The sequence below is a fragment of the Mammaliicoccus sp. J-M40 genome, from assembly GCF_022386395.1.
Taxonomy (GTDB): Bacteria; Bacillota; Bacilli; order Staphylococcales; family Staphylococcaceae; genus Mammaliicoccus; species Mammaliicoccus lentus.
Genome location: NZ_JAJNIQ010000002.1, coordinates 353,034 through 375,903, shown reverse-complemented (window position 1 = coordinate 375,903; position 22,870 = coordinate 353,034). Strand labels below are relative to the sequence as shown.

Here is a 22,870-nt window from a genome sequence, read left to right as displayed (position 1 = left end):
CCATTATATTACAATTTCTTTTCCATATAATAATTTGTTGTTTTGAAACCTACTTTTTCATACACTGATAAAGCTCTTTTATTATGTCCAAACACATGTAGGTTAATAGTATCCACACCCATTTCTTTACAGTATTCATTAAGTGCTTCCATTGTTTGAGTACCTATACCTTGTCCTCTAAATTCTTCAAATAATTCAATATCATAAACAAATGCTCTTAATGCATGGTTCTTTTCAAATACCCTAATCCATAACGTACCCACTTTGTATTCATCTTTATAAACAGTAAATATTTTATGTTCTTTCGTATTCAAATCATCAGGCAACAATTCGTCAAAATACTTCCTTGATCTAGCGATAGCATTTTCTTTTTCATAAGCACCGCTTTTAACCTGTTCATTCGCAAAACTCATTAAAGAATGTTCTTTAAAGTCAGCAAAATCAGCTTGATTCATAAATACTAATTTAACAGTCATGTGTATACCCCCTAAATGTAAATTTATTATACATTATACACTTTTATATTTTGGAAATATATTTCTTAATAAAAAAGAGGAAATCTTTTAAAGATTTCCTCTACTTATGAATCAATATTTTTACTAACACTATTTTAATTGATTATTAGTTTTTTTATTGCTTTTTATAACTCTAACTAACAATGAAGCAGTTGGGAATAACATTAATACTAGACAAATATAATATAAATTAACAAGTGCATTTTCCCAAGTTAATGGACCTAATAGCGCGAATATAAATATAAAAGCTAATATTAAAATATTAATCCCTATATAAATAAATAAATCTGTTAATTGCGATTGACCTTTATAATCGAATGTTCTTCTCCAGTATTCAAAATACTTCATCTTGTTCTCCTTTTTCTTGTATAATATCTAAAATATATAACTTATAAAATTCATTAATTCCCACTTTCAATATATGATTATTCAAGGTGAAAGTTAATGATTTTACATTTATTGTGAGGAACTTCTCACTTTTTTATATTATATTAATTTTACATTTTTTTCAATACTTATTTTTTATATTTTTCATTCAGTATTCCTGTAAATTAATATAGAATTTAATGCATAAATTCTCTTATGAATTAATTTATATATCATTTATTTATTATATATCTTGAAATCTTGATTTTAGTATTATCTATTAAATTGAAACTTATAGAGGCTAAAATATCTATCTCAATAATAAAATCATTTACAAAATAGATGTAATACTTATTTTCACACAACAAAAAAGCCTGCAACCATAATGGTTACAGACTATATAACGGAGATGGAGGGATTCGAACCCTCGCGCCGCAGAACGACCTACACCCTTAGCAGGGGCGCCTCTTCAGCCAACTTGAGTACATCTCCATGGCTCCACAGGTAGGATTCGAACCTACGACCGATCGGTTAACAGCCGATAGCTCTACCACTGAGCTACTGTGGATTAATATGATTTTATCAAGCACAAATACTATTATATCAAGCATGGTCATAATTTCAAGAGTAAACTTAAAATAAATAACGGAATATTTACACTTCTAGTGTCACATATCCCATTATTTATTATTATCCATTTATTTTTTGTAATTATTTTTATTTAAATAAAAATCAATAACATCTAGCACATTATATCCCTCCTGATTTAACCCTAAATTCACAGAATTAAGTTCTCTAATGAATAAATTTTTACGATGATTTCTATAATGTAAACATGTGCAATTCAAATATTGATGATTTATAACATGTTTAGATATATTAAATATAATGGAAGATGCTTTTTCTAATATAATTTTTGTTTTATTACCTTTTAATGGGATGAATTCTTTAACATAAAGAAGATTTAACCAAGTATTTTCTGGAGTTCTTTCGGAGTTTGTACAAAAGAAATAAGTAGAAATGATAGGTGAAACTAATATTGGAGGTTTACTTGTGATATTCGTAAGTCTTTTTGTAAATTGCTTTCTATCATTGAAATGTTCGCCATAAAAACGGCATGACTGATTCATTATTTCTTGTGGCTTTGATTTTACCATAAACGGATCTTTTCCTGCTTCACATATTTCAGAATGAACAATATGATTATCTATTTTTATACCATGTATATAAACAGTATTTTGTTTAATAATATATTTTTCCATAGACGACCTCCTTTACAATTATTTGTATTACTATACTACTTTATTAAAAATTTTATACTATATTTAATTTCCCTCCTCCCTTAGCAATTTTTCTTTTTATTTAATTTAAATATATACAAATATTAAATTATGGTCAATACTTTTTTTATTAAAATTCTATATTTTTTCTATGAACTCTAATCTATTATTAAAGGGATCTCTAATAAAAATCCTTTTTGCCCCTGGAAATCTATCATCAGATTGATATTTAATACTCACTTCGTCACAATAAATTTTAAATGCTTCTAAATTCTCAATATTAATAGCTGGATGAGCTTTCTTTAAAGCATTAAATTCCTCTTCAATACTGATGTGTAAATCTATATCATTAATATTAAACCAAACACCACCGTTACCTTGTAAAGATTTCGGTTTTTCTATTTCATTAAATCCTAATTTATTTGCATAAAATTCTCTTGCTGTATCTTCAGATCTTTTAGGTGCTGATAATTGTATATGGTCCCACTTTTTAAATTTAAACACTTAATTTCTCTCCTTTAATAAAAAATTACATATCTTTACATTATTAATATTTTATTTTATTATTTTCACATGGTAAAATAAGGTTGAGCATAAAAGTTTGAATATTACAAACACTTAATTATAATATAAATATAGAGGTCTATAGTTAGCTTTTCAATCAAATAGCGAAAGTTTTTAAAATTTCTGAATATTCATTGCATTTAGAAAATAAATACGCTATAATTTTAACAAATAAAGTCAAGGGGTTGTTGAAAATGAAACAATATTCACAAGTTAAACACCAAAGTCTAGAAACGTTTGTTAATAACTTAAATGATTTATCAGTTGAACTTGTTATTGACTCTGCACTTCGTGAAAATCGAAAGCGTGAATTAGCTATTTTAATTGATGAAGCACTTGTAAATCGAAATAATGAATTGTTCGATCAATACAGTGAAGAATTAATTCAATTGGAGGATTTACAATCGTGAATTGTCATTTAAATACTAGAACATAAAAGGAGACTACTTTTGACCCAAATCAAAAATAGTCTCCTTTCTTTATAACATTAAATCAATAATATCTTCTTTTTTGATATCACCAAAATAATAAAATGCATCTACATCTTTTAAAGCTTCAGTAATAGATGATTTTTGATGTTGTACTCCTATTAAAGCATCTTCAATATCTTTAACATCCCCTACACCAAAGAAATCACCGAAAATAGCTGCATGTTCAATATTACCTTTCTTAACATCCAATTTAATTTGAATAAGTCCTCTATCAAATTTGTGACTTCTTTCAAAGTTATATTTAGGATTTTTACCGTAATTCCATTCCCACTTTTGGTATTTATTTTGACTAAGTTCGTTAATCTTATCCCAATCTTCTTGAGTTAAGTGATACTCCTCTACTTCTTCACTACCTTGTTGTTTAAATATTGAAGTTAGAATACGCTGTTTAAATGTTTCAATATCCATAGGCTCTTCAAGAAATTCTTGAATGTTTGCAACTCTTGATCGAATTGATTTAATACCTTTTGATTTAATTTTTGCTTCACTAACACGTAATGCATTTACAACTTCTTCTATTTCACTATCCAACATTAAAGTGCCGTGAGAGAACATTCTATCTCTTTGTTTAACCATTGCATTTCCTGAAATCTTTCTTTCTCCTACTTGGATATCATTTCGACCAGATAGTTCAGCTTTAACGCCCATTTCATTTAAAGCATCTACTATTGGTTGTGTGAATTTAGCAAAATTGTGAAAGCTATCTTCATCGTCTTTCGTTACAAAACTGAAATTTAGATTACCTAAATCATGATAGACTGCTCCACCGCCAGAAATCCTTCTTACAACTTTGATATTATGTTCTTCAACGTAAGATTGATTAACTTCTTCAATTGTATTTTGATTTTTACCAACAATTATAGATGGTTGGTTAATATAGAATAAGAAATAGCTATCGTCTTTAGGCAAAGAAGTGAGTACATATTCTTCCATAGCCAAGTTAATCATTGGATCGGTAATACCATTGTTACTTATAAATTTCATTCATATTTCCTCCTTATTTTTCCCCAATCAGCCTCAATATTATATTACCATATGTTGAATTAATCATATGTATGAAATGTTTATGATAATATAGAGGTATATTCACATTTTACTTTTATATGTATAGGTAATTTAGTATAATGTTTCTTAGTATTATTTAGGAGGATTAAAATGACAATTGCAGAAGTAGGAAATATCATAGAATTTCAAGATGGCTTAAAAGGACGCGTTGAAAAAATTAATGAAAACTCAGTTATCGTAGATTTAACAATTATGGATAACTTCGAAAGTTTGGAATTACCAGAAAAAACAGTAGTAAACCATAAGCGTTATACTATAATTTCTAATGAGGGATAATAGTGAAAAAACAAATTAATGCTCAATTAATATGGTTTATTTCAAGCTTCGTCCTCTTTCATATTTTATTATTTATTATGAAAGGTGAAAAAGAAGTGTTCTGGTATTTATATACTGGTATTATGCTAATTGCTGGAATAAGCTATATATTTTACCAAAGAGAAATTAAATCTAAACGATTATTACAATCTATTGGGTACGGTTTAATAGGCGCAATATTTTTAGTCTTATTGCAGCTTTTATTATCACTCATTTATAGTGGTCTGTCTTATGAAGCACTATTTAAAGAATTAATGCGCGCTGGTGTTTTCTATAAATGGCAAATGCTTGTAACTATTGTAATCGCAATTCCTTGTCACGAACTATATATTAGAACAATATTACAAAATCAATTGCAACAAAAACTATCTCAACCTATTATTGCAATTGTAATCGCCGCATTAGCTTCAAGCTCATTATTTTTATACTTAGGTAATATTCCTATCTTTGTATTTATTTTATTAGCTCAATTAATATTGTCTACTTTATATTTTTACACGAAACGAATTATTACATCATATATAGCTCAAGTAGCAGCTATTATCATACTCGTAATTATATTTAGTTAAAATATTTTGAAACATACAAGTTTAAGTCAAAATTTAAAACAACAATCCATTGCCAAATTTATCAATGGATTGTTGTTTTTATTTTATGATTTCAAAATGATGGTCTAGTTCTATTCTACCTTTAGTTTCTGATAATTCTTCTATTATATATTCAATGACTGTCTTTTTAGACATAACATAATCATTTCCTGAAATAATATTTTTTACATTTCTATATAAATAATCTGTCATGACAACTATATATTCACTTTCTAAATCAACATCTTCCATAACTATGCGGTGACCAATTGGTTTATTTATATTAACTGTATAGTTAAACCCTTTCCAAACGGTCATCAATGTAGGTTCAAGAATCTCCTCATTATAATAAACTTCACCATTTTGATTACTTAATGCTGTAGCCGTTCTCTCAAGAATACGTTTTATTTCTTTGCCTGATAAAGTGATTTTGATTGGCTTATCCGTGTGAATATAAGAATGATAGACATCTTTATTTTGAATTTCACCCCTTAAACCTTTACCTTCAGGATTACCTATTTGTGCACAAACAAAATCCACATTGTTAAATGCTCTCTGCATACTATTTTGAATGCATTGAATAAATACATGTGGCTCTATAAACAAATCTTTTATATCTTTATAATCTAATATAACTGGCATGTCTACTACAGGTAGTTCTGCCCAGTGTTGTACAGCTTTTTGATCAAAATAAGTAAGTTCTAATAAGTCTCTATCTTCAGGATAACTTGAAATTTCAACATGCTTAATAGAAGAATCTATGATTTCTACAGAATTTGTTCTTTTCTTAAATTGTATAGACATATCAATGATATTAGTCGCATCTTTTCCTGGTTGGATAAAGTGAGTTTCAGCCACTTTCATATCAACTACATGCTCTTGATGCCCTGTTATAATAACGTTCACACCTTCAGTGCTTTTCATCATATTTTCAGCATTATGACTATAATAAGCTCTGTAATTACTTTTATCTGTATAAGTATTTAATCCACCATGATACAGCATAATTAAAAAGTCAGGGCTTTCTTTCTCATGTAAATACCTCACCCATCTCTTAGCTGATACCATTGATTCTCCAACAGTTACTTCGTTCTCTAATTCTACATTTTTATTCTCCATTAAACCGCTTGAAGTAAATCCTATAATTCCTATTTTAATTCCATCTACATATTTTATAGTGTAAGGTGTTGTAAAATAAGGTTCTTTTGTTTTGCTATGTTCTATATTAGCTGCTAACCAAGGGAAACGGCTTAAAGCAATTGAACGATTTAAAAAATCTAACCCGAAGTTAAACTCATCTGGGCTAACCCCACTCGCATCAAATTTCATATCATTCATAATCTTAATCATTGGATTACGTTTATATGGCGCAATCTGAGCATAATAAAATGCAAACATTGAACCAGATAACATACCACCATTATCAAGCAATAATACATGGTGATTTGTCTTACGCTTATGCTTAACATAAGTAGCCATTTTTAATATATTACCACTTATTCCTGTCCTACCTATTTGTCCATGTAAGTCAGAAGTAGCTAACAAATCAATTGTCACAGTTTCATTAGTATTCAATGTTTTTCCCCCTTTTACTTTTATTTTACCATTTTTAAAAAGAGTTATGTTTTTTTCTGCTAATTTGGTAGAATAACATCAACAGAGGTAGGAGACGTTTATGAAATCATTTAAAAAAATAATCATTCTAAATATTATCTTTGCTTTAACTGTTTCAGTATTAATTGGCTGGGTATTAAATAAAAATTATACCACTAGAATACATCAAAGATTAGATGCTACAAAAGAGAACATAGATTTAAAAATAGGAACTTTCATTACTCAAGCAGATAGTATTTCAGAGTCTTTAACGACTATATTATCTAATACAAATAATGAAGACTTTATAAATAAATTTTTAGAAGATAATCATACGAGATACACATGGATGGATCACATTTACATAATAGATAATCAAGATAATATTGTATATGACTCTAAAGGTAAGGGATATACAGATATAGAAGAATATCAGACTTATAAACATCGTTTTCCAGTTTCTAATAAAGACGAATTAAGAACTAAAAAGAAATCTCTTAAAAATTCAGATATACTACTATTAACAACTCAACTAAAAGTTAAAAATAAAGATTATACATCAGCTGTTGAAATTAATATGAACGCATTTCAAGATGAGATAAAACTTATTTCAAACCGATTTAATATTAATATTCAATCGATTAATGGAACAGAAATTTATCAAATTGGACCTGAATTTAAAAACTCTAAATCCATCAACTATGTATATAAAGACTTACCATTCTTGATAAATATTTCTGGACAATACTTTTTCATTTCAAGAATAGTAATTCCAAGTCTATTAATATTTTTAGTTATATTTTTATTATTAACAATCGTTGCATTAGTGTATAAAAGTCGCTTAGAAAGGATAGAACATGAGCGTTTAATAGAACAAGCAAATAATGAAAAACTTAGACTAATAGGAACATTAGCTGCAAATACTGCTCATGAAATTAAAAATCCCTTAACTATTATCAATGGATTTATAGAATTAACGAGAATGAAATATGATAAAAATAAATTAGATACACATTTCAATATTATAACCGAAGAGCTAGAACGTATAAATGATATCGTTACACAGTTTTTATATTTAGGTAAACCAACAAACCTAGAGTATAAAAATATTAATATCGTACAAACAATTCAAGATGTGGAAGCATTCTTAGAGTATGAACTTGAACAGAATAATATCAACGTTATACTCAACTTACCTGATAAACCTGTTTATTCATATTTATCAGAAGACCAATTGAAACAAATATTGATAAACTTATTCCAAAACTCCAAAGACGCTTTACTACAAACAACAAATGCAAATATAACTATTAATTTGAACATAGATTCTAACAACAATATAACACTAGAATTTAAAGATAATGGTACGGGTATTACAAAAGAAACAATCCAAAACATATTTGAGCCATTTTTCACAACGAAATCTTCAGGAAGTGGCCTCGGCTTATATTTAAGTAAGAAATTAATAGAAGATTGGAACGGAAAAATATACGTTCATTCTGAAGAAGGAGAAGGAACAACATTTACTATTTCGTTACCAGTTTCTAAAAACTAAATATGTAATAGAACTCTAATAGCATTAGCAGATTAAAAATAAAAAGGAACTTTTCGTTAAAATTTCTAAACGAAAAGTTCCTTTTTTAATACTAACCTATTTGGATACGTTCTTTAGGATAATGGAATTTATCTGGCGTCGATTTTCCACCTAACATTACAACGAAACATAATAATCCTACGCGACCGATAAACATGAGTATCATGATTACTATTTTCGATCCTAATTGCAATCCATCTGTAATACCCATGGACAAGCCACATGTACCAAATGCCGACATGGTTTCAAAGAAAATAGATAATAAATCATGTTTACCATCTTCGAACCTCACAATGGCAAGTACACCGACAAATGTGATAGCTAATGCTAATGAAATAACGGCAAATGATCTTTGTATATCTATCGGATGTACCTCCCGATTAAAAGCTTTAATTGTCGTTCGTCCATTACTAAAGTTAACTAAGTATAATACTAGTATAGTAAATGTTGTTGTACGAATACCTCCACCAACAGAACTTGGAGATGAACCGATAAACATTAAACCCCCTAAGAAAAAGTTGGTGGCTTCTGAAAATTGAGTTAAATCTATGGTTGATAAACCGGCGCTTCGTGTTGAAGATGATTGAAACATCGCATAAAACAATGATTTATGCCAAGTAGCTCCTTTAAATGTATTTGAGAATTCAAATAGGTAAATGACTATCGTACCTAATACAAATAAAAATAAATATGTAGCACTCGCAATTTTCGTAAACAATGAAAATCTAAAGTTTGGTATAGTATTTTTCATATAAGTTTTAACTTCTATTAAAACAGGGAAACCTATTGCGCCTAGCATAATAAGCAACATTATAATCGTTTGAACAAAATAATCATTCGCATATGGTGCTAAAGAGTCTCCAGTAATATCTAGTCCACCATTCGTCGTGGCAGAAACTGAAGCAAAGATACCTTGATGTATAGCTTCATTCACAGACCCAATATCTTTATAAAAATAAAAAGATAATAAAATAGCCCCAATAAGTTCTATCATTAAAATCGTTCTTACAATATCTAATATTAATTTTACAACGCCATTCATTGCAGTTGAATTACTATCTAGCATAATAAGCTGTCTTTCTCTAAGTCCTATATGCTTACCTAATATAACCCAGAGCAATGTCCCTATAGCCATGACACCAATACCACCAATATTCAGTATGACTAATATAACTGCTTGTCCAAAAGTCGTAAATGTTTCTCCAATAACTACAGGAGTTAGTCCTGTAACACTGACTCCAGACACTGCTACAAATAAAGTATCTACAGGCTCAATATTTACACCTGGTTTTACAACATAAGGTAAATTCAATAATAAAAAGGCGACAATTATTGCGGCCAAATAATACAAAACAATACCTTGTTGCGGCGTCATTTTTTGAAAAAAGTATTTAATAATGGACACAAATTGTCACCTCTATTTATTTTAAAGTTAATGTCTTAGTTATTTCTTTACCCTCTCGGATAAGTTTAAGCTTAATTTCTTCACCTGACTTATGATTATTATACAATTCTTTACGGAATTCAAGGTTATTTTCTATTTTCTTGCCATCCATTTCTACAATAACATCATGGAATTTAACGTCCGCTTTTTGAGCATTGCCTTTTTCATCAATACCAGTTACAACCATACCAGAGTTATATTTACTAGGCAGTGTTATTTGCGATTGTTCGTCAGATTTTAAAGTTTTATAATTTTGAGCCATAATGCCCATTTCTGGTCGTTTGATTTTACCATCTTTTTCTAATTTCTTGATATATTCAGCAGACTCATTTGAAGGAATAGCAAAAGCCATACCCTCTACATTAGGCATATCAATTTTTAATGATACTACACCAATTAAATTACCTTGTGCATCTAATATAGGCCCGCCTGAATTACCAGGGTTTACAGCTGCGTCAGTTTGTATTGCTTTTATTTCCCAATCATATTCGTCATCCCCATTAAAATCAATAGGAACGGTTCTATCTAAACCAGAAACTACACCTGTAGAAATACTATTTTGGAATTCCGCCCCTAATGGGCTACCAATAACAATAGCTGATTCTCCAAGTATTAAGTTATCAGAGTCTTCAAATTTAATTGGTTTAAAATTAGCATCTTTATCTGTGGGAATTGTAACAACAGCAATATCAGACCATTGATCCGACCCTACTACAGTACCTTTATACCTTTTACCATTTTCACCACTAATAACTGGTGATTTATCATTAGATATAACGTGTGAATTTGTCACTATGTATGTTTTATTATTTTCTACTTTATAAATTACACCTGATCCTACACCGCTATTTTCTTCTTTCTCTTTTTGAGAGGATTCAGTTTTACTTGAGATATCTGAATCCTCATGAGAAACACCAACTACAGAGTTTTTAGACTTCTCAACAGCTTCCATTACATTTGTTATTGGTTTTTGGAAACCTTTTTGAGATTGCTTCTCTTCTATAGATTTACGACTTTCATTTGGTGGGTTAACATTTTGGAATATACTCCAAACTAATATGAATATAAGTATAATAGCTAATACAATAGCGATTATCGGCCAATGCTTTTCAATTTTCGATAAGATGATATTAAGTATATTTTTATCATTTTGAGATTTCTTTTCTACCTTTTCATCATGTTCGGCGCCGAGTTGTTTATTTATTTCGAATTCATTTTCTTGCTTATTATTCAGCTTATTTGATTGATTATGTACTTTCTTATATTTGATTTCTTCTGAATCATCTAGATTTTGGTTATCTTTTAGATTTTCAAATGAATCTTCAGTATTTTCTGTTGAGGAAACATCATCTTCAATAGATGAACCTTCTTTAGAAAATTTATCTTCATGACTGGATTCTAATCTTTCATCATCTAAATCTAACGTTGGATGATCCTTTGATTCTTCTTTCTGCTTTTTAATTTCTTCTTTTGTTAATTTTTCAATACGTGCCTTTTGCATATTTTCTTTAACACGTTGTTCGTTTTTCTTTTGTTGTTCTTTTTCATGAGCACGTCTTAATTCGTCTTCTTTACGTTCTTGTCTAATTCTTTCCTCACGTTCTGAATTATGAAAAAATTCACGTCTTTGTCTCTTATATTCATTTCTAGGAATGACATGTTTCTTTTGTGACATTTCTTGTCCTCCTCAACCAAAACACTTAATGTATCTATTATGCCATATAATGCAAAATTATTTAACCTAAATCCATTGCATTCAAGCAAATTTGCACATAAAAATTTATAATAAATTTACGAAAAATTAACATTACCTTAAACTTGTACTTTTGGCTATAGGTAAAAATTTTATATAAGCTCTTCTTTGTTGATAAAAACAATTGGTTAGGACGTATTTCCTAACTCATATTATTCCCTCAAGCGTCAACACTTAACTAAATCGTAGATAATATCACGCTAACGGGCTTGTTTAAAAACACTAGCTCGTTAGAAAATGTAACGGGCTTGTCTCGAATTTCTTGCACGTTAGACCAGTATATCAACTCCATATTTATAAAAAAATAAAGCACTTCGCATAATTTAATTAATAATGACAAAAACTAAATTAACGAAGTGCTTATATCAAACTTTTTTCATTACTAGTAATTCTACCTATGGTGGGCTACGAAGTTTTTAGCAAAATGAGAACTCTATCTCACTCCCTCGTAAATAACTAGTTATGAAGATTTTTTATTATGTCGAACTGATGTAATCCAGCCGATAATCACTAATGCCAATAAAACTGTCCAGAAAATAGACTGCCATACAATACCATGTGGGAAATCATGTGGTATCAATGCAATTTCATCGTGTGCTAATACGATAACGAGTAGCTTTATACCTACCCAACCAACTATAGCGAAAGCTGCTGCTTCTAAGTTCGGATATTTATTTAATAATTCTACGAAATATGTTGCAGCGAATCTCATAATGATTACACCCATCATACCACCGATGAACATTACACTGAATTGTCCTAAGTCCATTCCGCCAAAATGAATACCTAAAGCTGGTAATGTAACCGCGATTGCAAATGCCGCTAACATAGAGTCTATAGCAAATGCGATATCTGCAAATTCAACTTTTAATACTGTCATCCAGAAGTTCTTCTTCAATTTATGATGACCTTCACTATCAGAAGGGAATTCTTCTTCGGTAAAGTTCTCATCACTTTCTTCAACATCATCGGGCGTTTTAATCTCTTTATCTTTATGCTTTTTAAAATCTATTAAGTTCTTAACAGACATATAAATAAGGTAAAGTGCCCCTGCTGCTTGAATTGGCCAGAAATTAGCCAAGAAACTGATTAAGAATAACGAAATAAAACGGAAAACAAATGCACCTAATAAACCATAAAATAATGCCTTTTTCCTTAAATCTTCAGGTAAATGTTTTACCATTACTGCCATTACAACTGCATTATCTGCAGCTAATAAACCTTCAAGAAAGACCAATACGACTAAAACCCAACCATAGCTGAGCAATAAACTTGGATCCATCATCCTCACACTCCAATTTTTATTTTGCAAAACAAAAGAGACCATGCCTAATAAAAGGCAAAGGTCTCACTTAACATTTATAACATGCCCATATTACCGGAAACTTGCGTTTCGTAATGACGATAATATGCTAGAATTTACATTCTAAAGTTACTCCCCTTCGACAAAGTCGTAGGTCTATTTAGTTTTCTTCGTTATTATACATTGTTTTTTTGTTTATAACAAACTATATAATTTAATTTCTGGGAATTTATCTTCAAACCATCTTGTAGCAAATTCATTTTCAAATAAGAATACGAAATTATCATAACGATCTTTTACTAATATTGAACGGCTAGAGTTCATATTATCTTTAATATCTTTTTCGTTTTCAATCCATCTAGCTATTTTCTTACCAACTTGTTCCATTACAACGTCAACATTATATTCGTTTTTCATTCTATGTTCGAATACTTCAAATTGTAGCTGTCCAACAGCACCGAGTATAATTTGGTTCGTGTGTAATGTTTTATACAACTGAATAGCACCTTCTTGTACTAATTGTTCAATACCTTTATGGAAATGTTTTTGTTTCATAACGTTTTTCGCACTAACTTTCATAAAGATTTCAGGTGTAAACTGTGGTAAATTTTCGAAATGGAATTTCTGATTATTTCCTACAAGTGTATCTCCTATTTGATAATTACCAGTATCATACAGTCCGATTATATCCCCACTCACTGCATGGTTAACAGTCTGTGTATCATCAGCCATAAATGAAGTTGAACGTGTGATTTTATGTTTTTTCTTCGTTCTTTGCAATGTTACATCCATACCTCGTTCAAAGGCTCCACTCACGACACGCATAAATGCGATTCTATCTCTATGTTTTGGATCCATATTTGCTTGAATCTTGAATATAAAGCCTGAAAAATCTGTATCAAATGGATCAACTACTTCACCTTCTTCGGTCTTTCTACCATTTGGCATTGGTGCATGGTCTACATAGGCATTTAAGAAGTTTTGTACACCAAAGTTAGCTAATGCAGAACCAAAGAATACAGGTGTTAACTCTCCAGCAAGCAACATTTCTTTATCGAATGTTTCACCCGCTTCTTCAACTAACATCAATTCGTCAATAGCTTGTTCAAACTGTGAATCATTTTTAATTGGATGATCTTCTTCTAATTCATAATCATCATTTAAATGTAGTACATTTTCTTCATCTCTAAATGGCTCAATAGTTTTCTCTTCTCTATCTATAATACCGAAGAAATTTTGACCCATTCCAACTGGCCAGTTCATAGGATATGTTTCAATTTCTAAAGTTTTTTCAATTTCTTCAAGTAATTCAAATGGTTCTTTACCCATACGGTCAAGTTTATTAATAAACGTAAAAATAGGGATTCCTCTCATTTTACATACTTTAAATAATTTTAAAGTTTGGGGCTCTATCCCTTTAGCACAGTCAATTACCATGACAGCACTGTCTACAGCCATTAATGTTCTATATGTGTCTTCCGAAAAGTCTTCGTGTCCTGGTGTATCTAGAATATTGATATTATAGTGATCGTAATTAAATTGCATAACAGAGCTGGTTACTGAAATACCACGCTCTTGTTCTACTTTCATCCAGTCACTCGTAGCAAATTTTCCTGACTTTTTACCTTTAACGGTACCTGCTTGTCTTATCGCACCACCGAATAGTAATAATTTCTCTGTTAACGTCGTTTTACCGGCATCTGGATGCGATATAATCGCAAAGGTTTTTCTACTTTCTACTTCTTCTTTTATTGTCACAATTCATTTCTCCTTATAATTCGGATGTCCAATGGCTAATTCTATTCGCTAATTCGTTTGCGTCTTCTTCATCTAATACATTAAATAAATGTAGGTATAGATGTTCAATTAATGATTCACCGAATAAGTCATAATCGATTTGGATAGACCAAAATAAATCTGGAATAGAAATAACAAAGTATTCTTCCTTTTTATTCTCATATATAAAAACTTTGCATTTTAAGTTATCAGAATGACTTTCTCTAATCTTCACTAGGTTTACCTCCATATTTTTCATAAGCTGCTTCTAGACCAATTAAATCGTCTCTATGAGGTGCTTTAATATGTCCTGGCATAATTTGGTAAGGTTCTCTTCCTTTTGATGCTAATACCACTGTATCTCCTGGTTCTGAAATTTCAATAGCGTGTCTAATACCTTCTGCTCTATCTTCAAATTCTACATAGTTTTGGTGTGTCGCTCCTTTAGCTAATTCTGCTGTTAACATTTTCGGATCATCATTTGCTGGATTATCCGGTGTAAATATAACGTAATCTGCTCGACAACTTATTTTACCCATTTCAGGTGTTTTTGTTAAGTCTCTTTCTCCAGCCATACCTATTAAGAATATCAATTTTTGCTTAACAAAAGGTTTTACAGCATCAATTAATTTATCGATACCATCAGATGTATGTGCATAGTCAATAATTAAATCAATCGGTAGGTTTTTATCTAATACTTCTAAACGTCCTTCAACTGGGGGCATCTGTTTAACAGCTTTAATGATTTCTTTTAAATCATAACTTTGCACCCAAACACCAAGAAGGCTCGCTAATAAATTAAGAATATTGAATTTACCTAAATACGGAGATTCAACTTCATATTCACCAAATGGCGTTGTTAAAGTAAATGTCGCGCCATTGATAGATTCATTAATATTTTGAGCCATAAAATCAGCTTCATTGTCTATTCCATATGTAAATATTTCAAATGGAGTAACCGGCTCTAGCTCTTTAGAAAAAGCATCATCAGCGTTCAATATGACAAATTTGTCTTTTCTATAGTCTTGGCCTAATTGGCTAAATAATAATGATTTGGCATGACCATATGCTTCCATTGTGCCATGAAAATCTAAATGATCTTGTGTTAAGTTTGAAAATATCGCAATATCAAACTCTACGCCTCTTAGTCTACCTATTACTAGACCATGACTAGATACTTCAAAAGTCATGCTTTCACATTCTTGCTTAACAGCCTCGGATATATGTTTAGTTAATGTAACTGTTTCTGGTGTCGTGTTCACACCCTCCGTTACAGTTTCATTAATTTGAAACCCATTTGTTCCAAGATAAGCACTATTTTTACCAAGCGCTCTAGTTAAATGATGTACCATCGTTGCTATTGTCGTCTTACCATTCGTTCCAGTAACACCTATTGTTTTTAATTTTTGGCTTGGATATTCAAAAATTATATGGCTAAAAATACTTGCTATTTTTAATGTATCTTTTACAACAATTAATAGTACTTCTTCAGATAATTCAATATATCTATCGCTTACGATTACAGTACACCCTTGTTCAATAACATTAGGGATAAATTCATGACTATCTACTGTATAACCTCGGGAGGCTACAAATATAGATTTTTCAGTTGCAGTTCTAGAATCAGTTGTAATATCGTTTACTTCTTGGTTTGTATTCCCATAAACTTGCTTTAATTTTATTTTGTTTAATAACGTCTCAACTTTCATCGTTATTTCTCCTTTATTTTCAATAGGTCTATTATACACTTTCTTTATATGATTTTATAGTTTTGACTTAAGATATATCTAGTTGTAATATGAGTGAGTACTCACTTTTAAATTAAAAGAGGTGTTCAAAATGATAAAAGTAGATAATATAACTAAGTCATACGGAAAAGTTAATATATTAAATGATATGACAACACATTTTGAACCAGGTTGTATCACAGGTTTAATTGGCCCTTCTGGTGCTGGTAAAACAACGCTCATAAAATGTATTTTAGGAATGGAAGCCATTGATTCAGGTAATATTACGATTGAAGATGTGGACATACCTAACCGTAAAATTTTACGTTCAATTGGATATATGGCGCAAAGTGATGCATTATACGAAGATTTAACTGCTTACGAGAACATGTTATTCTTTGGAAAATTATATATTACTAAAGAACAAAATTTACAAACTAATATACAACGTGCTTTAGAAATGGTGAATTTATATAATGAACGCAAGAAAAAAGTAAGTGCTTTTTCTGGAGGTATGAAAAGAAGACTTTCACTCGCTATTAGTTTTATTCAAAACCCAAAAATATTAATTTTAGACGAGCCTACTGTAGGTATAGACCCAAAATTAAGAAAATCTATATGGAACGATTTATTTGAGGAACGTAATAAAGGAAAAACGATACTCGTCACGACTCACGTGTTAGATGAAGCGGATAAATGTGACAGACTATTATTAATGAGAGACGGCAATATTATTTCTTACGGTTCACCTGATGAAATAAAATCATCATTTAAAGTCAACACGATAGAAGAAGTTTTTCTTGAGTTAGGAGATGGTGTAGATGCTTAATATAGCAACAAGAATATTTAAACAAGTGTTGCGAGATAAACGTACACTAATGCTTCTGCTCGTTGCCCCACTGCTCATCTTAACATTAATTTATTTCTTGTTTAATTACTCAGATGAATCTAAAGAGTTAAAAATCGGCACGTATCAAGCTAATGAACATTTAATAAACCAATTACATGATAAAAACATTGAAACAGTTCAATATGATGATTATAAAAATTTAAAAGATAAATTTAAAAATGATGACCTAGATGGTTTTGTAGAAGAAAGTAATCACGAGTATTCTATTACTTATGAAAATTCAGACCCTAGTGTAACGAATCAATTAAAGTTAAAGGTTAATCAAATTTTAGTCAGTAAAAATATCAATCAGTTAACAAATGCGTTAAATAATCAAAGTAAAATGTTAAGTGAAATAACGAAAAAGTTACCAGACAACATAAAACAAGATTTACCTCAACAAGACAAACCAAAAATTGAAAAAATTGAAACATCAAATCACTATTTGCATGGCAATAAAGATACGAATTATTTTGATACAATCAGCCCAGTTTTAATTGCATTCTTTGTATTTTTCTTTACCTTTTTAATTTCAGGTATTTCCTTACTGAAAGAAAGAACTTCAGGCACACTTGACCGTACACTATCCTCTCCAATTAAGAAATATCAAATTATTATAGGTTATATAATTGGTTATGGTACATTTGCTGTTATTCAAACAGCATTAATTGTTATTTATTCAATATATGTATTACAGATGACAACAGAAGGAAATATTGCGCTCGTATTTATAACAAATATATTGATTTCATTTATTGCTTTAACTTTAGGCTTGTTATTATCAACTTTTGCATCATCTGAATTTCAAATGATTCAATTTATACCTCTAGCTATTGTTCCACAAGTGTTTTTTGCGGGTATAATACCAGTAGACTCAATGCACAAAACATTGCAATATATTGCACATATAATGCCGCTTTATTACGCTGGCGATGCAATCCAAAACGTTATGATCAGAGGTTATGAAATATCAGATATATATGTGAATTGGATTATTCTCTTCCTAATATTTGTCTTGTTGCTAGTCTTAAATATATTAGGTATGAAAAGATATCGGAAAGTGTAGGTTTATATTATGAATCGCTCTATTAAAGAAATTATGAACGAACAACTAAAAAAGCAATCACAAATAAGTGAAAAACAAAAAGCAGTATTAAATAGCGCAACGGTATTATTTAGTGAACGTGGATTTTATAATACCTCGACAAAAGACATTGCGAGAATGGCAAAAGTTTCTGAAGGCACTGTATATAAACATTTCAAAACAAAAAATGAATTATTATATGCAGGATTATTACCTTTATATAAATCGGTAGTTGCTCCTGAAGTGTTAAAAGAATTCAGTTCAGAATTATCAAAATGTGATAATTTAGATGCATTTATTGACACATTTGTAGATAATAGAATAAAATTCATTGATAATAATAAAAATATAATAAAAATAATTTTTGGAGAAATAATGTATAATACAGATTTTCGTAATATAATGACTGATGTTGTTAAGCAATCAATCGGACCCACTATTTCTCAATATATTCAAAATTTAAAAGACAATAATCAAATTGATAAAGATATACCCGCTGATTTAGCCTTTCGAATGATGGCTAGTCAAACGATTAGTGTGATGTTACCTGTATTACTTTCTCAAGATTACTCAAAATCAAAATTAAATAAAAATATCATATTAACTAAACAATTATTGATAAAAATGTTGAGATAATCATAAGAAACTGTATAGATTATGTAATAAATGCAATATCTTTTCACAAATTAAGGAAAATACGTTAAACTATCATAGATAATAAATACAAATACGGAGTGTGGCTAATGGTTTCTCAAAACAAAAAATTATTGATTATTACCGGTTCTTTTGGTAACGGTCATTTACAAGTAACGAATAGTATTGTGAAACAATTTGGTGAAATGAATCTTGATCATTTAACTGTCATTCAACATGATTTATTTCTTGAAGCACATCCTATTATGACTTCTATTGCGAAACAATGGTACATTAATAGCTTCAAATATTTTAGAAATATGTATAAATTTTTCTACTATAGTCGTCCTGAACAAATAGATAAGTGTTTTTATAAATATTATGGATTAAATAAATTGTTAAATTTACTAATTAAAGAGAAACCTGATTTAATATTACTGACTTTCCCTACGCCAGTAGTATCTGTTTTGACTGAACAATTTAATTTGAACATACCTATTGCTACAGTTATGACTGATTATCGTTTGCATAAAAACTGGGTTACACCACACTCAAATCGCTATTATGTAGCGACTAAAGATTTGAAAGAAGAGTTTAATTCAATAGGTATCGACTCAGAATCGATTAGAGTTACAGGAATACCTATTTCAAAACAGTTTGAAGAACCTATCAATCGACATGCTTGGTTAATGAAACAAAATTTAGATCCAAATAAAAGCGTTATATTAATGTCCGCTGGAGCATTTGGAGTTTCTACAGGTTTTTCATCTATGATTGAAAAAATTGATGCGCATGCTAAAGACTCTCAAGTAGTCATGATTTGTGGAAACAATAAATCTTTACGCTCTGATTTAGCTCAATACTTTAAAGGTAATAAAAACGTACTTATATTAGGTTATACAAAACATATGAATGAGTGGATGGCTTCTAGCCAACTGATGATTACGAAGCCTGGTGGTATAACAATATCTGAAGCGTTTGCTAGACACTTACCATTAATTTTTCTTAACCCTGCTCCAGGACAAGAACTAGAGAATGCTGAATACTTTAGTGAAAAAGGATATGGGAAAGTTGCTAACACACCTGAAGAAGCTACTAAATTAGTTATTTCACTTGTAAATCAACCTGAAGAACTTAAAGAAATGACACAACTACTAGAAGAAAACTATTTAGAAAAACCAACTGAAACAATTTGTAAGGATTTACTTTCATTACTAAGCGATTCACTTACTTACAATGAAATTTATGGAAAGGTCCCTATGTATGCCAAATACTTCATCAGGTAAATCATTCTATAAAAAAGATTTTTGGATAATGCTCGTCATTTTATTTATGATGGAATTTGCTAGAGGTATGTATATATTAAGTTATTTACCATTTCTACCAACGACTACAGCGAAAGTGACTGTTGGTATTACTTCTACAGCAATTTCTTTACATTTTATAAGTGACGCGTTAACAAATTTCGTAATTGGTTTTCTATTAAAAAGATTCGGTCCAACTGTAATCTTAACTAGTGGTTTTTTATTAGCATTTACAAGTTTAGCATTAATTATTTTCTTCCCATCACCTGTTATTTATATTCTGAGTGCTATTTTACTCGGAATTGCAGTCAGTCCTATATGGGTGATTATGCTTTCAAGCGTAGAAGAATCATCACGTGGTAAACAAATGGGTTATGTTTACTTTAGTTGGTTAGTCGGTATGCTTTCAGGTATGATATTTATGAATTTATTATTCAAATTACATCCAACTAAATTTTCATTTATGATGGCAATATGTGTATTAGTCGCTTGGGTATTGTTCTACTTTGTTAAAGTACAATTGACTGATTATGAAAATAAATCTGTAAAAAAACAATTAACAGAAATTGTAGATGTTACAAAGAGACATTTATTATTATTCCCAGGTATATTTTTACAAGGTGCTTCAATAGGAATGCTTGTTCCAATATTACCAACATACGCAACTAAACATATGGGTGTAACAACCTTAGAATATACGATTATTTTGATAGTTGGTGGTATTGGTTGTACAATTTCGATGCTATTCTTTTCAAAACTGATGGATAAATACGCTAAAGTATTTACTCATATCATTATTTTTATAGGCTTCTTAGCTTACAGTTCATTTATTTTTGGATTAACTTTATTAACACAGCTATTTATTGTTATAACAATCGCCCTATTAATCGGTGCGATTTACGGCCTATTATTGCCAGCATGGAATACATTTATGGCTAGTCATATAGATACAAAAGTACAAGAAGAAACATGGGGTGTATTCAACAGCGTACAAGGTTTTGGTACGATGATTGGACCTATACTAGGTGGCGTTATTTCAGAAATATTCGCTGACGTATACTATACAATTTATGCTTCAAGTTTAATTTTTTTATTCTTAGCTTTATTTTATGGTATATACTTTTTAAATGTCCGAAGAAAGAAAAGATCAAATACTATATAAAAAAACAGAGGATATCCATTTTAAGTGGAATATCCTCTGTTTTTTTATTGAACAATTAAGTTCTAGAATAATCTGTTTAAATAATATAATTATGTCTTATATTGTTTAATTTTATCCTAATGTATAAGATGCTTCTTCAGACCATGTTTCATCGTCATTTTGTTTCATTAATTTAATAGTATCAATTGTTTCTGAATGATTGATACCAGCCATTTTAACTTGCCCAAAGATGTCTTCAAACTCTTGGCTAGAAAGACCTTGTGCAATTGTAAAATGTGGGACAAATGGATGTGTGCTTTCACCATAGAATTCACTATTATTAAATTCATTATACAATGCTTCTAATTCATCTGTTTTTGTTACTTTAAAGTATATTACGTTTTTAGTTGGCGTAAAACTAGACGCCTTTGATACTTGAATGTTTACTGGTTGATGTTGTTTAGCAGTTTCCGCAAGTCTATCTTTAACTTTGTCTAGTTCATTGTCTTCAATGTCAAACTTTTCTTTAATAGTAATATGCGGACTAATTAACGCATAGTGTTTATCGTATCTTTTACGATAAGCATTCACTGCTTCTTGGAATGGTTTTGATGGAATAAGTACGATGCCTAATTTCATAATGATACTTCCTCCTTTGTTTGTCTTCTATTTTATTATATCAAACTTTTCTGTTTTTGATGACTTAAAAAGTAACTTAACATGTCTTCTAAGTGTGGTTTCCATGTTTTCCATGTGTGCCCACCCTCTAATTCTCTATATTCGTAAGTTATGTTATATTTTTGTAAAAGTTCACTAAAAGCTCTATTTGGCGTAAGAAAATCAGCATAATTGCCACTAATCAGTTTAAAATGATTTTCTTCTTTTCCAATATAATGTTTAATGTTTAACAACCCTAATGATGAGCACGCTTTAAATTTTTCTGTAACGGTATCGTTAATCATTGGACTAAATAAACCTAGTTGACTAAAATGATGTGGGTATTCTAGACCTGTTAATAAAGCAATGCTTGCTGCTAAACTATCGCCTAATAGTATTCTAGCATTTCCCACTTTCAACGTAGAAAATGTTTTATCAATATAAGGACAAAGCTCTTTCACAACAAATTTTGACATTTCTTTTCTATGCGAACCATCTGGATGAAATTCTTTTCTTCTTTCTTCGACACTTTCATAGTGAACACCTACTATGATTGCTTTATCTATTTGATTCGCAGATCTTAGCTTTTCATACGTTCGATGTATTTGGCCGAATTGGAAGAAATCACGACCATCAAAAGTAATAATCACATGATGTTTATACAAATCTGTATAATCTTTGGGTAAATAGATTGAGACTGTCACTTCCCTTTCTAAAAATTTACTTTCTAAATTAATTTGATCAACTAGACCTACTTTTTTATCCATAAAAAACGCTCCCAACTATACA

Annotated in this window: 23 protein-coding genes and 2 tRNA genes; 9 read left to right on the top strand and 16 right to left on the bottom strand. The window is 29.9% G+C overall.

The genetic code is table 11. From position 1 onward, the window contains the following. Positions 1-8 precede the first annotated feature (8 nt). The 6 genes from LQ688_RS04475 to LQ688_RS04450 all read right to left on the bottom strand — a co-directional run bounded on the left by LQ688_RS04475 (position 9) and on the right by LQ688_RS04450 (position 2,665). Positions 9-476, bottom strand: a complete 468-nt coding sequence (locus tag LQ688_RS04475) for a GNAT family N-acetyltransferase (protein WP_064204878.1) — start codon at positions 474-476, stop codon at positions 9-11. A gap of 129 nt (positions 477-605) precedes the next feature. Next, positions 606-863 (bottom strand): hypothetical protein, encoded by a 258-nt coding sequence (locus LQ688_RS04470; protein WP_070045140.1) that lies wholly within the window; start codon positions 861-863, stop codon positions 606-608. Positions 864-1,285: 422 nt separating this feature from the next. After that, positions 1,286-1,373: transfer RNA gene (locus LQ688_RS04465), tRNA-Ser, on the bottom strand. A gap of 1 nt (position 1,374) precedes the next feature. Further along, a tRNA-Asn gene (locus LQ688_RS04460) sits at positions 1,375-1,449 on the bottom strand. Positions 1,450-1,579: 130 nt separating this feature from the next. Continuing rightward, entirely contained in the window at positions 1,580-2,143 is a 564-nt protein-coding gene (locus LQ688_RS04455) for a competence protein ComK (RefSeq protein ID WP_239752647.1), read from the bottom strand. 156 nt (positions 2,144-2,299) lie between these two features. After that, on the bottom strand, positions 2,300-2,665 hold the full coding sequence (locus LQ688_RS04450) for a VOC family protein (protein WP_239752646.1): 366 nt from the start codon (positions 2,663-2,665) through the stop codon (positions 2,300-2,302). 254 nt (positions 2,666-2,919) lie between these two features. Here LQ688_RS04450 and LQ688_RS04445 point away from each other — a divergent pair, with 254 nt between their 5' ends. Then, complete coding sequence (locus LQ688_RS04445) at positions 2,920-3,135, top strand: IDEAL domain-containing protein (RefSeq protein ID WP_017000704.1); 216 nt, start codon at positions 2,920-2,922, stop codon at positions 3,133-3,135. 69 nt (positions 3,136-3,204) lie between these two features. On the opposite strand, the gene lplA is transcribed toward LQ688_RS04445, so the two are convergent. Continuing rightward, entirely contained in the window at positions 3,205-4,200 is a 996-nt protein-coding gene (lplA, locus tag LQ688_RS04440) for a lipoate--protein ligase (RefSeq protein WP_064211116.1), read from the bottom strand. A gap of 171 nt (positions 4,201-4,371) precedes the next feature. Here lplA and LQ688_RS04435 point away from each other — a divergent pair, with 171 nt between their 5' ends. Together LQ688_RS04435 and LQ688_RS04430 are read left to right on the top strand one after the other, a co-directional pair. Further along, positions 4,372-4,557 carry a YkvS family protein gene (locus tag LQ688_RS04435; RefSeq protein WP_017000707.1) on the top strand — a complete coding sequence of 62 codons (186 nt, stop codon included), beginning with the start codon at positions 4,372-4,374 and terminating at the stop codon, positions 4,555-4,557. A gap of 2 nt (positions 4,558-4,559) precedes the next feature. After that, positions 4,560-5,165 carry a CPBP family glutamic-type intramembrane protease gene (locus LQ688_RS04430; RefSeq protein WP_064204873.1) on the top strand — a complete coding sequence of 202 codons (606 nt, stop codon included), beginning with the start codon at positions 4,560-4,562 and terminating at the stop codon, positions 5,163-5,165. 78 nt (positions 5,166-5,243) lie between these two features. Here LQ688_RS04430 and LQ688_RS04425 read toward each other — a convergent pair whose 3' ends face one another. Continuing rightward, the gene (locus tag LQ688_RS04425; RefSeq protein ID WP_064211115.1) at positions 5,244-6,758 is read right to left on the bottom strand and encodes a bifunctional metallophosphatase/5'-nucleotidase; all 1,515 of its coding nucleotides are present in this window, start codon (positions 6,756-6,758) and stop codon (positions 5,244-5,246) included. 100 nt (positions 6,759-6,858) lie between these two features. Here LQ688_RS04425 and LQ688_RS04420 point away from each other — a divergent pair, with 100 nt between their 5' ends. Continuing rightward, on the top strand, positions 6,859-8,331 hold the full coding sequence (locus tag LQ688_RS04420; RefSeq protein WP_239752645.1) for a two-component system sensor histidine kinase NtrB: 1,473 nt from the start codon (positions 6,859-6,861) through the stop codon (positions 8,329-8,331). A 91-nt stretch (positions 8,332-8,422) separates the two neighbouring features. Here LQ688_RS04420 and LQ688_RS04415 read toward each other — a convergent pair whose 3' ends face one another. The 6 genes from LQ688_RS04415 to LQ688_RS04390 form a co-directional block, all read right to left on the bottom strand. Beyond that, positions 8,423-9,775, bottom strand: coding sequence for a TrkH family potassium uptake protein (locus tag LQ688_RS04415; protein WP_017000714.1), 1,353 nt, complete (start codon positions 9,773-9,775; stop codon positions 8,423-8,425). 16 nt (positions 9,776-9,791) lie between these two features. After that, positions 9,792-11,489 carry a S1C family serine protease gene (locus LQ688_RS04410; RefSeq protein WP_064204870.1) on the bottom strand — a complete coding sequence of 566 codons (1,698 nt, stop codon included), beginning with the start codon at positions 11,487-11,489 and terminating at the stop codon, positions 9,792-9,794. Between the two features lie 538 nt (positions 11,490-12,027). Then, the gene (locus LQ688_RS04405; RefSeq protein WP_026023726.1) at positions 12,028-12,849 is read right to left on the bottom strand and encodes a TerC family protein; all 822 of its coding nucleotides are present in this window, start codon (positions 12,847-12,849) and stop codon (positions 12,028-12,030) included. A gap of 216 nt (positions 12,850-13,065) precedes the next feature. After that, positions 13,066-14,628, bottom strand: a complete 1,563-nt coding sequence (locus LQ688_RS04400) for a peptide chain release factor 3 (RefSeq protein WP_064204869.1) — start codon at positions 14,626-14,628, stop codon at positions 13,066-13,068. Positions 14,629-14,641: 13 nt separating this feature from the next. Further along, entirely contained in the window at positions 14,642-14,881 is a 240-nt protein-coding gene (locus LQ688_RS04395; RefSeq protein WP_017000856.1) for a YueH family protein, read from the bottom strand. Next, a complete protein-coding gene (locus LQ688_RS04390; RefSeq protein ID WP_070045147.1) occupies positions 14,871-16,355 on the bottom strand; it encodes a UDP-N-acetylmuramoyl-L-alanyl-D-glutamate--L-lysine ligase in 1,485 nt (494 codons plus the stop codon). The genes LQ688_RS04395 and LQ688_RS04390 overlap by 11 nt, the downstream gene beginning before the upstream one ends. Positions 16,356-16,485: 130 nt before the next feature. Here LQ688_RS04390 and LQ688_RS04385 point away from each other — a divergent pair, with 130 nt between their 5' ends. The 5 genes from LQ688_RS04385 to ltaA all read left to right on the top strand — a co-directional run bounded on the left by LQ688_RS04385 (position 16,486) and on the right by ltaA (position 21,445). Continuing rightward, positions 16,486-17,202 carry an ABC transporter ATP-binding protein gene (locus LQ688_RS04385; protein ID WP_017000858.1) on the top strand — a complete coding sequence of 239 codons (717 nt, stop codon included), beginning with the start codon at positions 16,486-16,488 and terminating at the stop codon, positions 17,200-17,202. Continuing rightward, positions 17,195-18,328 carry an ABC transporter permease gene (locus LQ688_RS04380; protein WP_103268897.1) on the top strand — a complete coding sequence of 378 codons (1,134 nt, stop codon included), beginning with the start codon at positions 17,195-17,197 and terminating at the stop codon, positions 18,326-18,328. The genes LQ688_RS04385 and LQ688_RS04380 overlap by 8 nt, the downstream gene beginning before the upstream one ends. Positions 18,329-18,337: 9 nt before the next feature. Continuing rightward, positions 18,338-18,982 (top strand): TetR/AcrR family transcriptional regulator, encoded by a 645-nt coding sequence (locus LQ688_RS04375; RefSeq protein ID WP_103268896.1) that lies wholly within the window; start codon positions 18,338-18,340, stop codon positions 18,980-18,982. Between the two features lie 107 nt (positions 18,983-19,089). Continuing rightward, entirely contained in the window at positions 19,090-20,265 is a 1,176-nt protein-coding gene (locus LQ688_RS04370) for a diglucosyl diacylglycerol synthase (protein WP_070045150.1), read from the top strand. Next, on the top strand, positions 20,243-21,445 hold the full coding sequence (gene ltaA, locus LQ688_RS04365; RefSeq protein WP_239752643.1) for a lipoteichoic acid biosynthesis MFS flippase LtaA: 1,203 nt from the start codon (positions 20,243-20,245) through the stop codon (positions 21,443-21,445). The genes LQ688_RS04370 and ltaA overlap by 23 nt, the downstream gene beginning before the upstream one ends. 111 nt (positions 21,446-21,556) lie before the next feature. Here the strand turns inward: ltaA and LQ688_RS04360 are convergent, their stop codons facing one another. Then, complete coding sequence (locus LQ688_RS04360; RefSeq protein WP_017000863.1) at positions 21,557-22,063, bottom strand: 2'-5' RNA ligase family protein; 507 nt, start codon at positions 22,061-22,063, stop codon at positions 21,557-21,559. A gap of 35 nt (positions 22,064-22,098) precedes the next feature. Beyond that, positions 22,099-22,848 (bottom strand): alpha/beta hydrolase, encoded by a 750-nt coding sequence (locus LQ688_RS04355; RefSeq protein ID WP_017000864.1) that lies wholly within the window; start codon positions 22,846-22,848, stop codon positions 22,099-22,101. Between the last annotated feature and the right edge of the window lie 22 nt (positions 22,849-22,870).

What these genes read in the sequence shown, in the direction of transcription:
- ltaA (WP_239752643.1), top strand. Translation starts at nt 20,243, where the DNA reads ATGCCAAATACTTCATCAGGTAAATCATTCTATAAAAAAGATTTTTGG.
- LQ688_RS04380 (WP_103268897.1), top strand. Translation starts at nt 17,195, where the DNA reads ATGCTTAATATAGCAACAAGAATATTTAAACAAGTGTTGCGAGATAAA.
- LQ688_RS04445 (WP_017000704.1), top strand. Translation starts at nt 2,920, where the DNA reads ATGAAACAATATTCACAAGTTAAACACCAAAGTCTAGAAACGTTTGTT.
- LQ688_RS04355 (WP_017000864.1), bottom strand. Translation starts at nt 22,848, where the DNA reads ATGGATAAAAAAGTAGGTCTAGTTGATCAAATTAATTTAGAAAGTAAA.
- LQ688_RS04470 (WP_070045140.1), bottom strand. Translation starts at nt 863, where the DNA reads ATGAAGTATTTTGAATACTGGAGAAGAACATTCGATTATAAAGGTCAA.
- LQ688_RS04410 (WP_064204870.1), bottom strand. Translation starts at nt 11,489, where the DNA reads ATGTCACAAAAGAAACATGTCATTCCTAGAAATGAATATAAGAGACAA.
- LQ688_RS04385 (WP_017000858.1), top strand. Translation starts at nt 16,486, where the DNA reads ATGATAAAAGTAGATAATATAACTAAGTCATACGGAAAAGTTAATATA.
- lplA (WP_064211116.1), bottom strand. Translation starts at nt 4,200, where the DNA reads ATGAAATTTATAAGTAACAATGGTATTACCGATCCAATGATTAACTTG.
- LQ688_RS04390 (WP_070045147.1), bottom strand. Translation starts at nt 16,355, where the DNA reads ATGAAAGTTGAGACGTTATTAAACAAAATAAAATTAAAGCAAGTTTAT.
- LQ688_RS04455 (WP_239752647.1), bottom strand. Translation starts at nt 2,143, where the DNA reads ATGGAAAAATATATTATTAAACAAAATACTGTTTATATACATGGTATA.
- LQ688_RS04475 (WP_064204878.1), bottom strand. Translation starts at nt 476, where the DNA reads ATGACTGTTAAATTAGTATTTATGAATCAAGCTGATTTTGCTGACTTT.
- LQ688_RS04360 (WP_017000863.1), bottom strand. Translation starts at nt 22,063, where the DNA reads ATGAAATTAGGCATCGTACTTATTCCATCAAAACCATTCCAAGAAGCA.
- LQ688_RS04370 (WP_070045150.1), top strand. Translation starts at nt 19,090, where the DNA reads ATGGTTTCTCAAAACAAAAAATTATTGATTATTACCGGTTCTTTTGGT.
- LQ688_RS04375 (WP_103268896.1), top strand. Translation starts at nt 18,338, where the DNA reads ATGAATCGCTCTATTAAAGAAATTATGAACGAACAACTAAAAAAGCAA.
- LQ688_RS04420 (WP_239752645.1), top strand. Translation starts at nt 6,859, where the DNA reads ATGAAATCATTTAAAAAAATAATCATTCTAAATATTATCTTTGCTTTA.
- LQ688_RS04435 (WP_017000707.1), top strand. Translation starts at nt 4,372, where the DNA reads ATGACAATTGCAGAAGTAGGAAATATCATAGAATTTCAAGATGGCTTA.
- LQ688_RS04405 (WP_026023726.1), bottom strand. Translation starts at nt 12,849, where the DNA reads ATGGATCCAAGTTTATTGCTCAGCTATGGTTGGGTTTTAGTCGTATTG.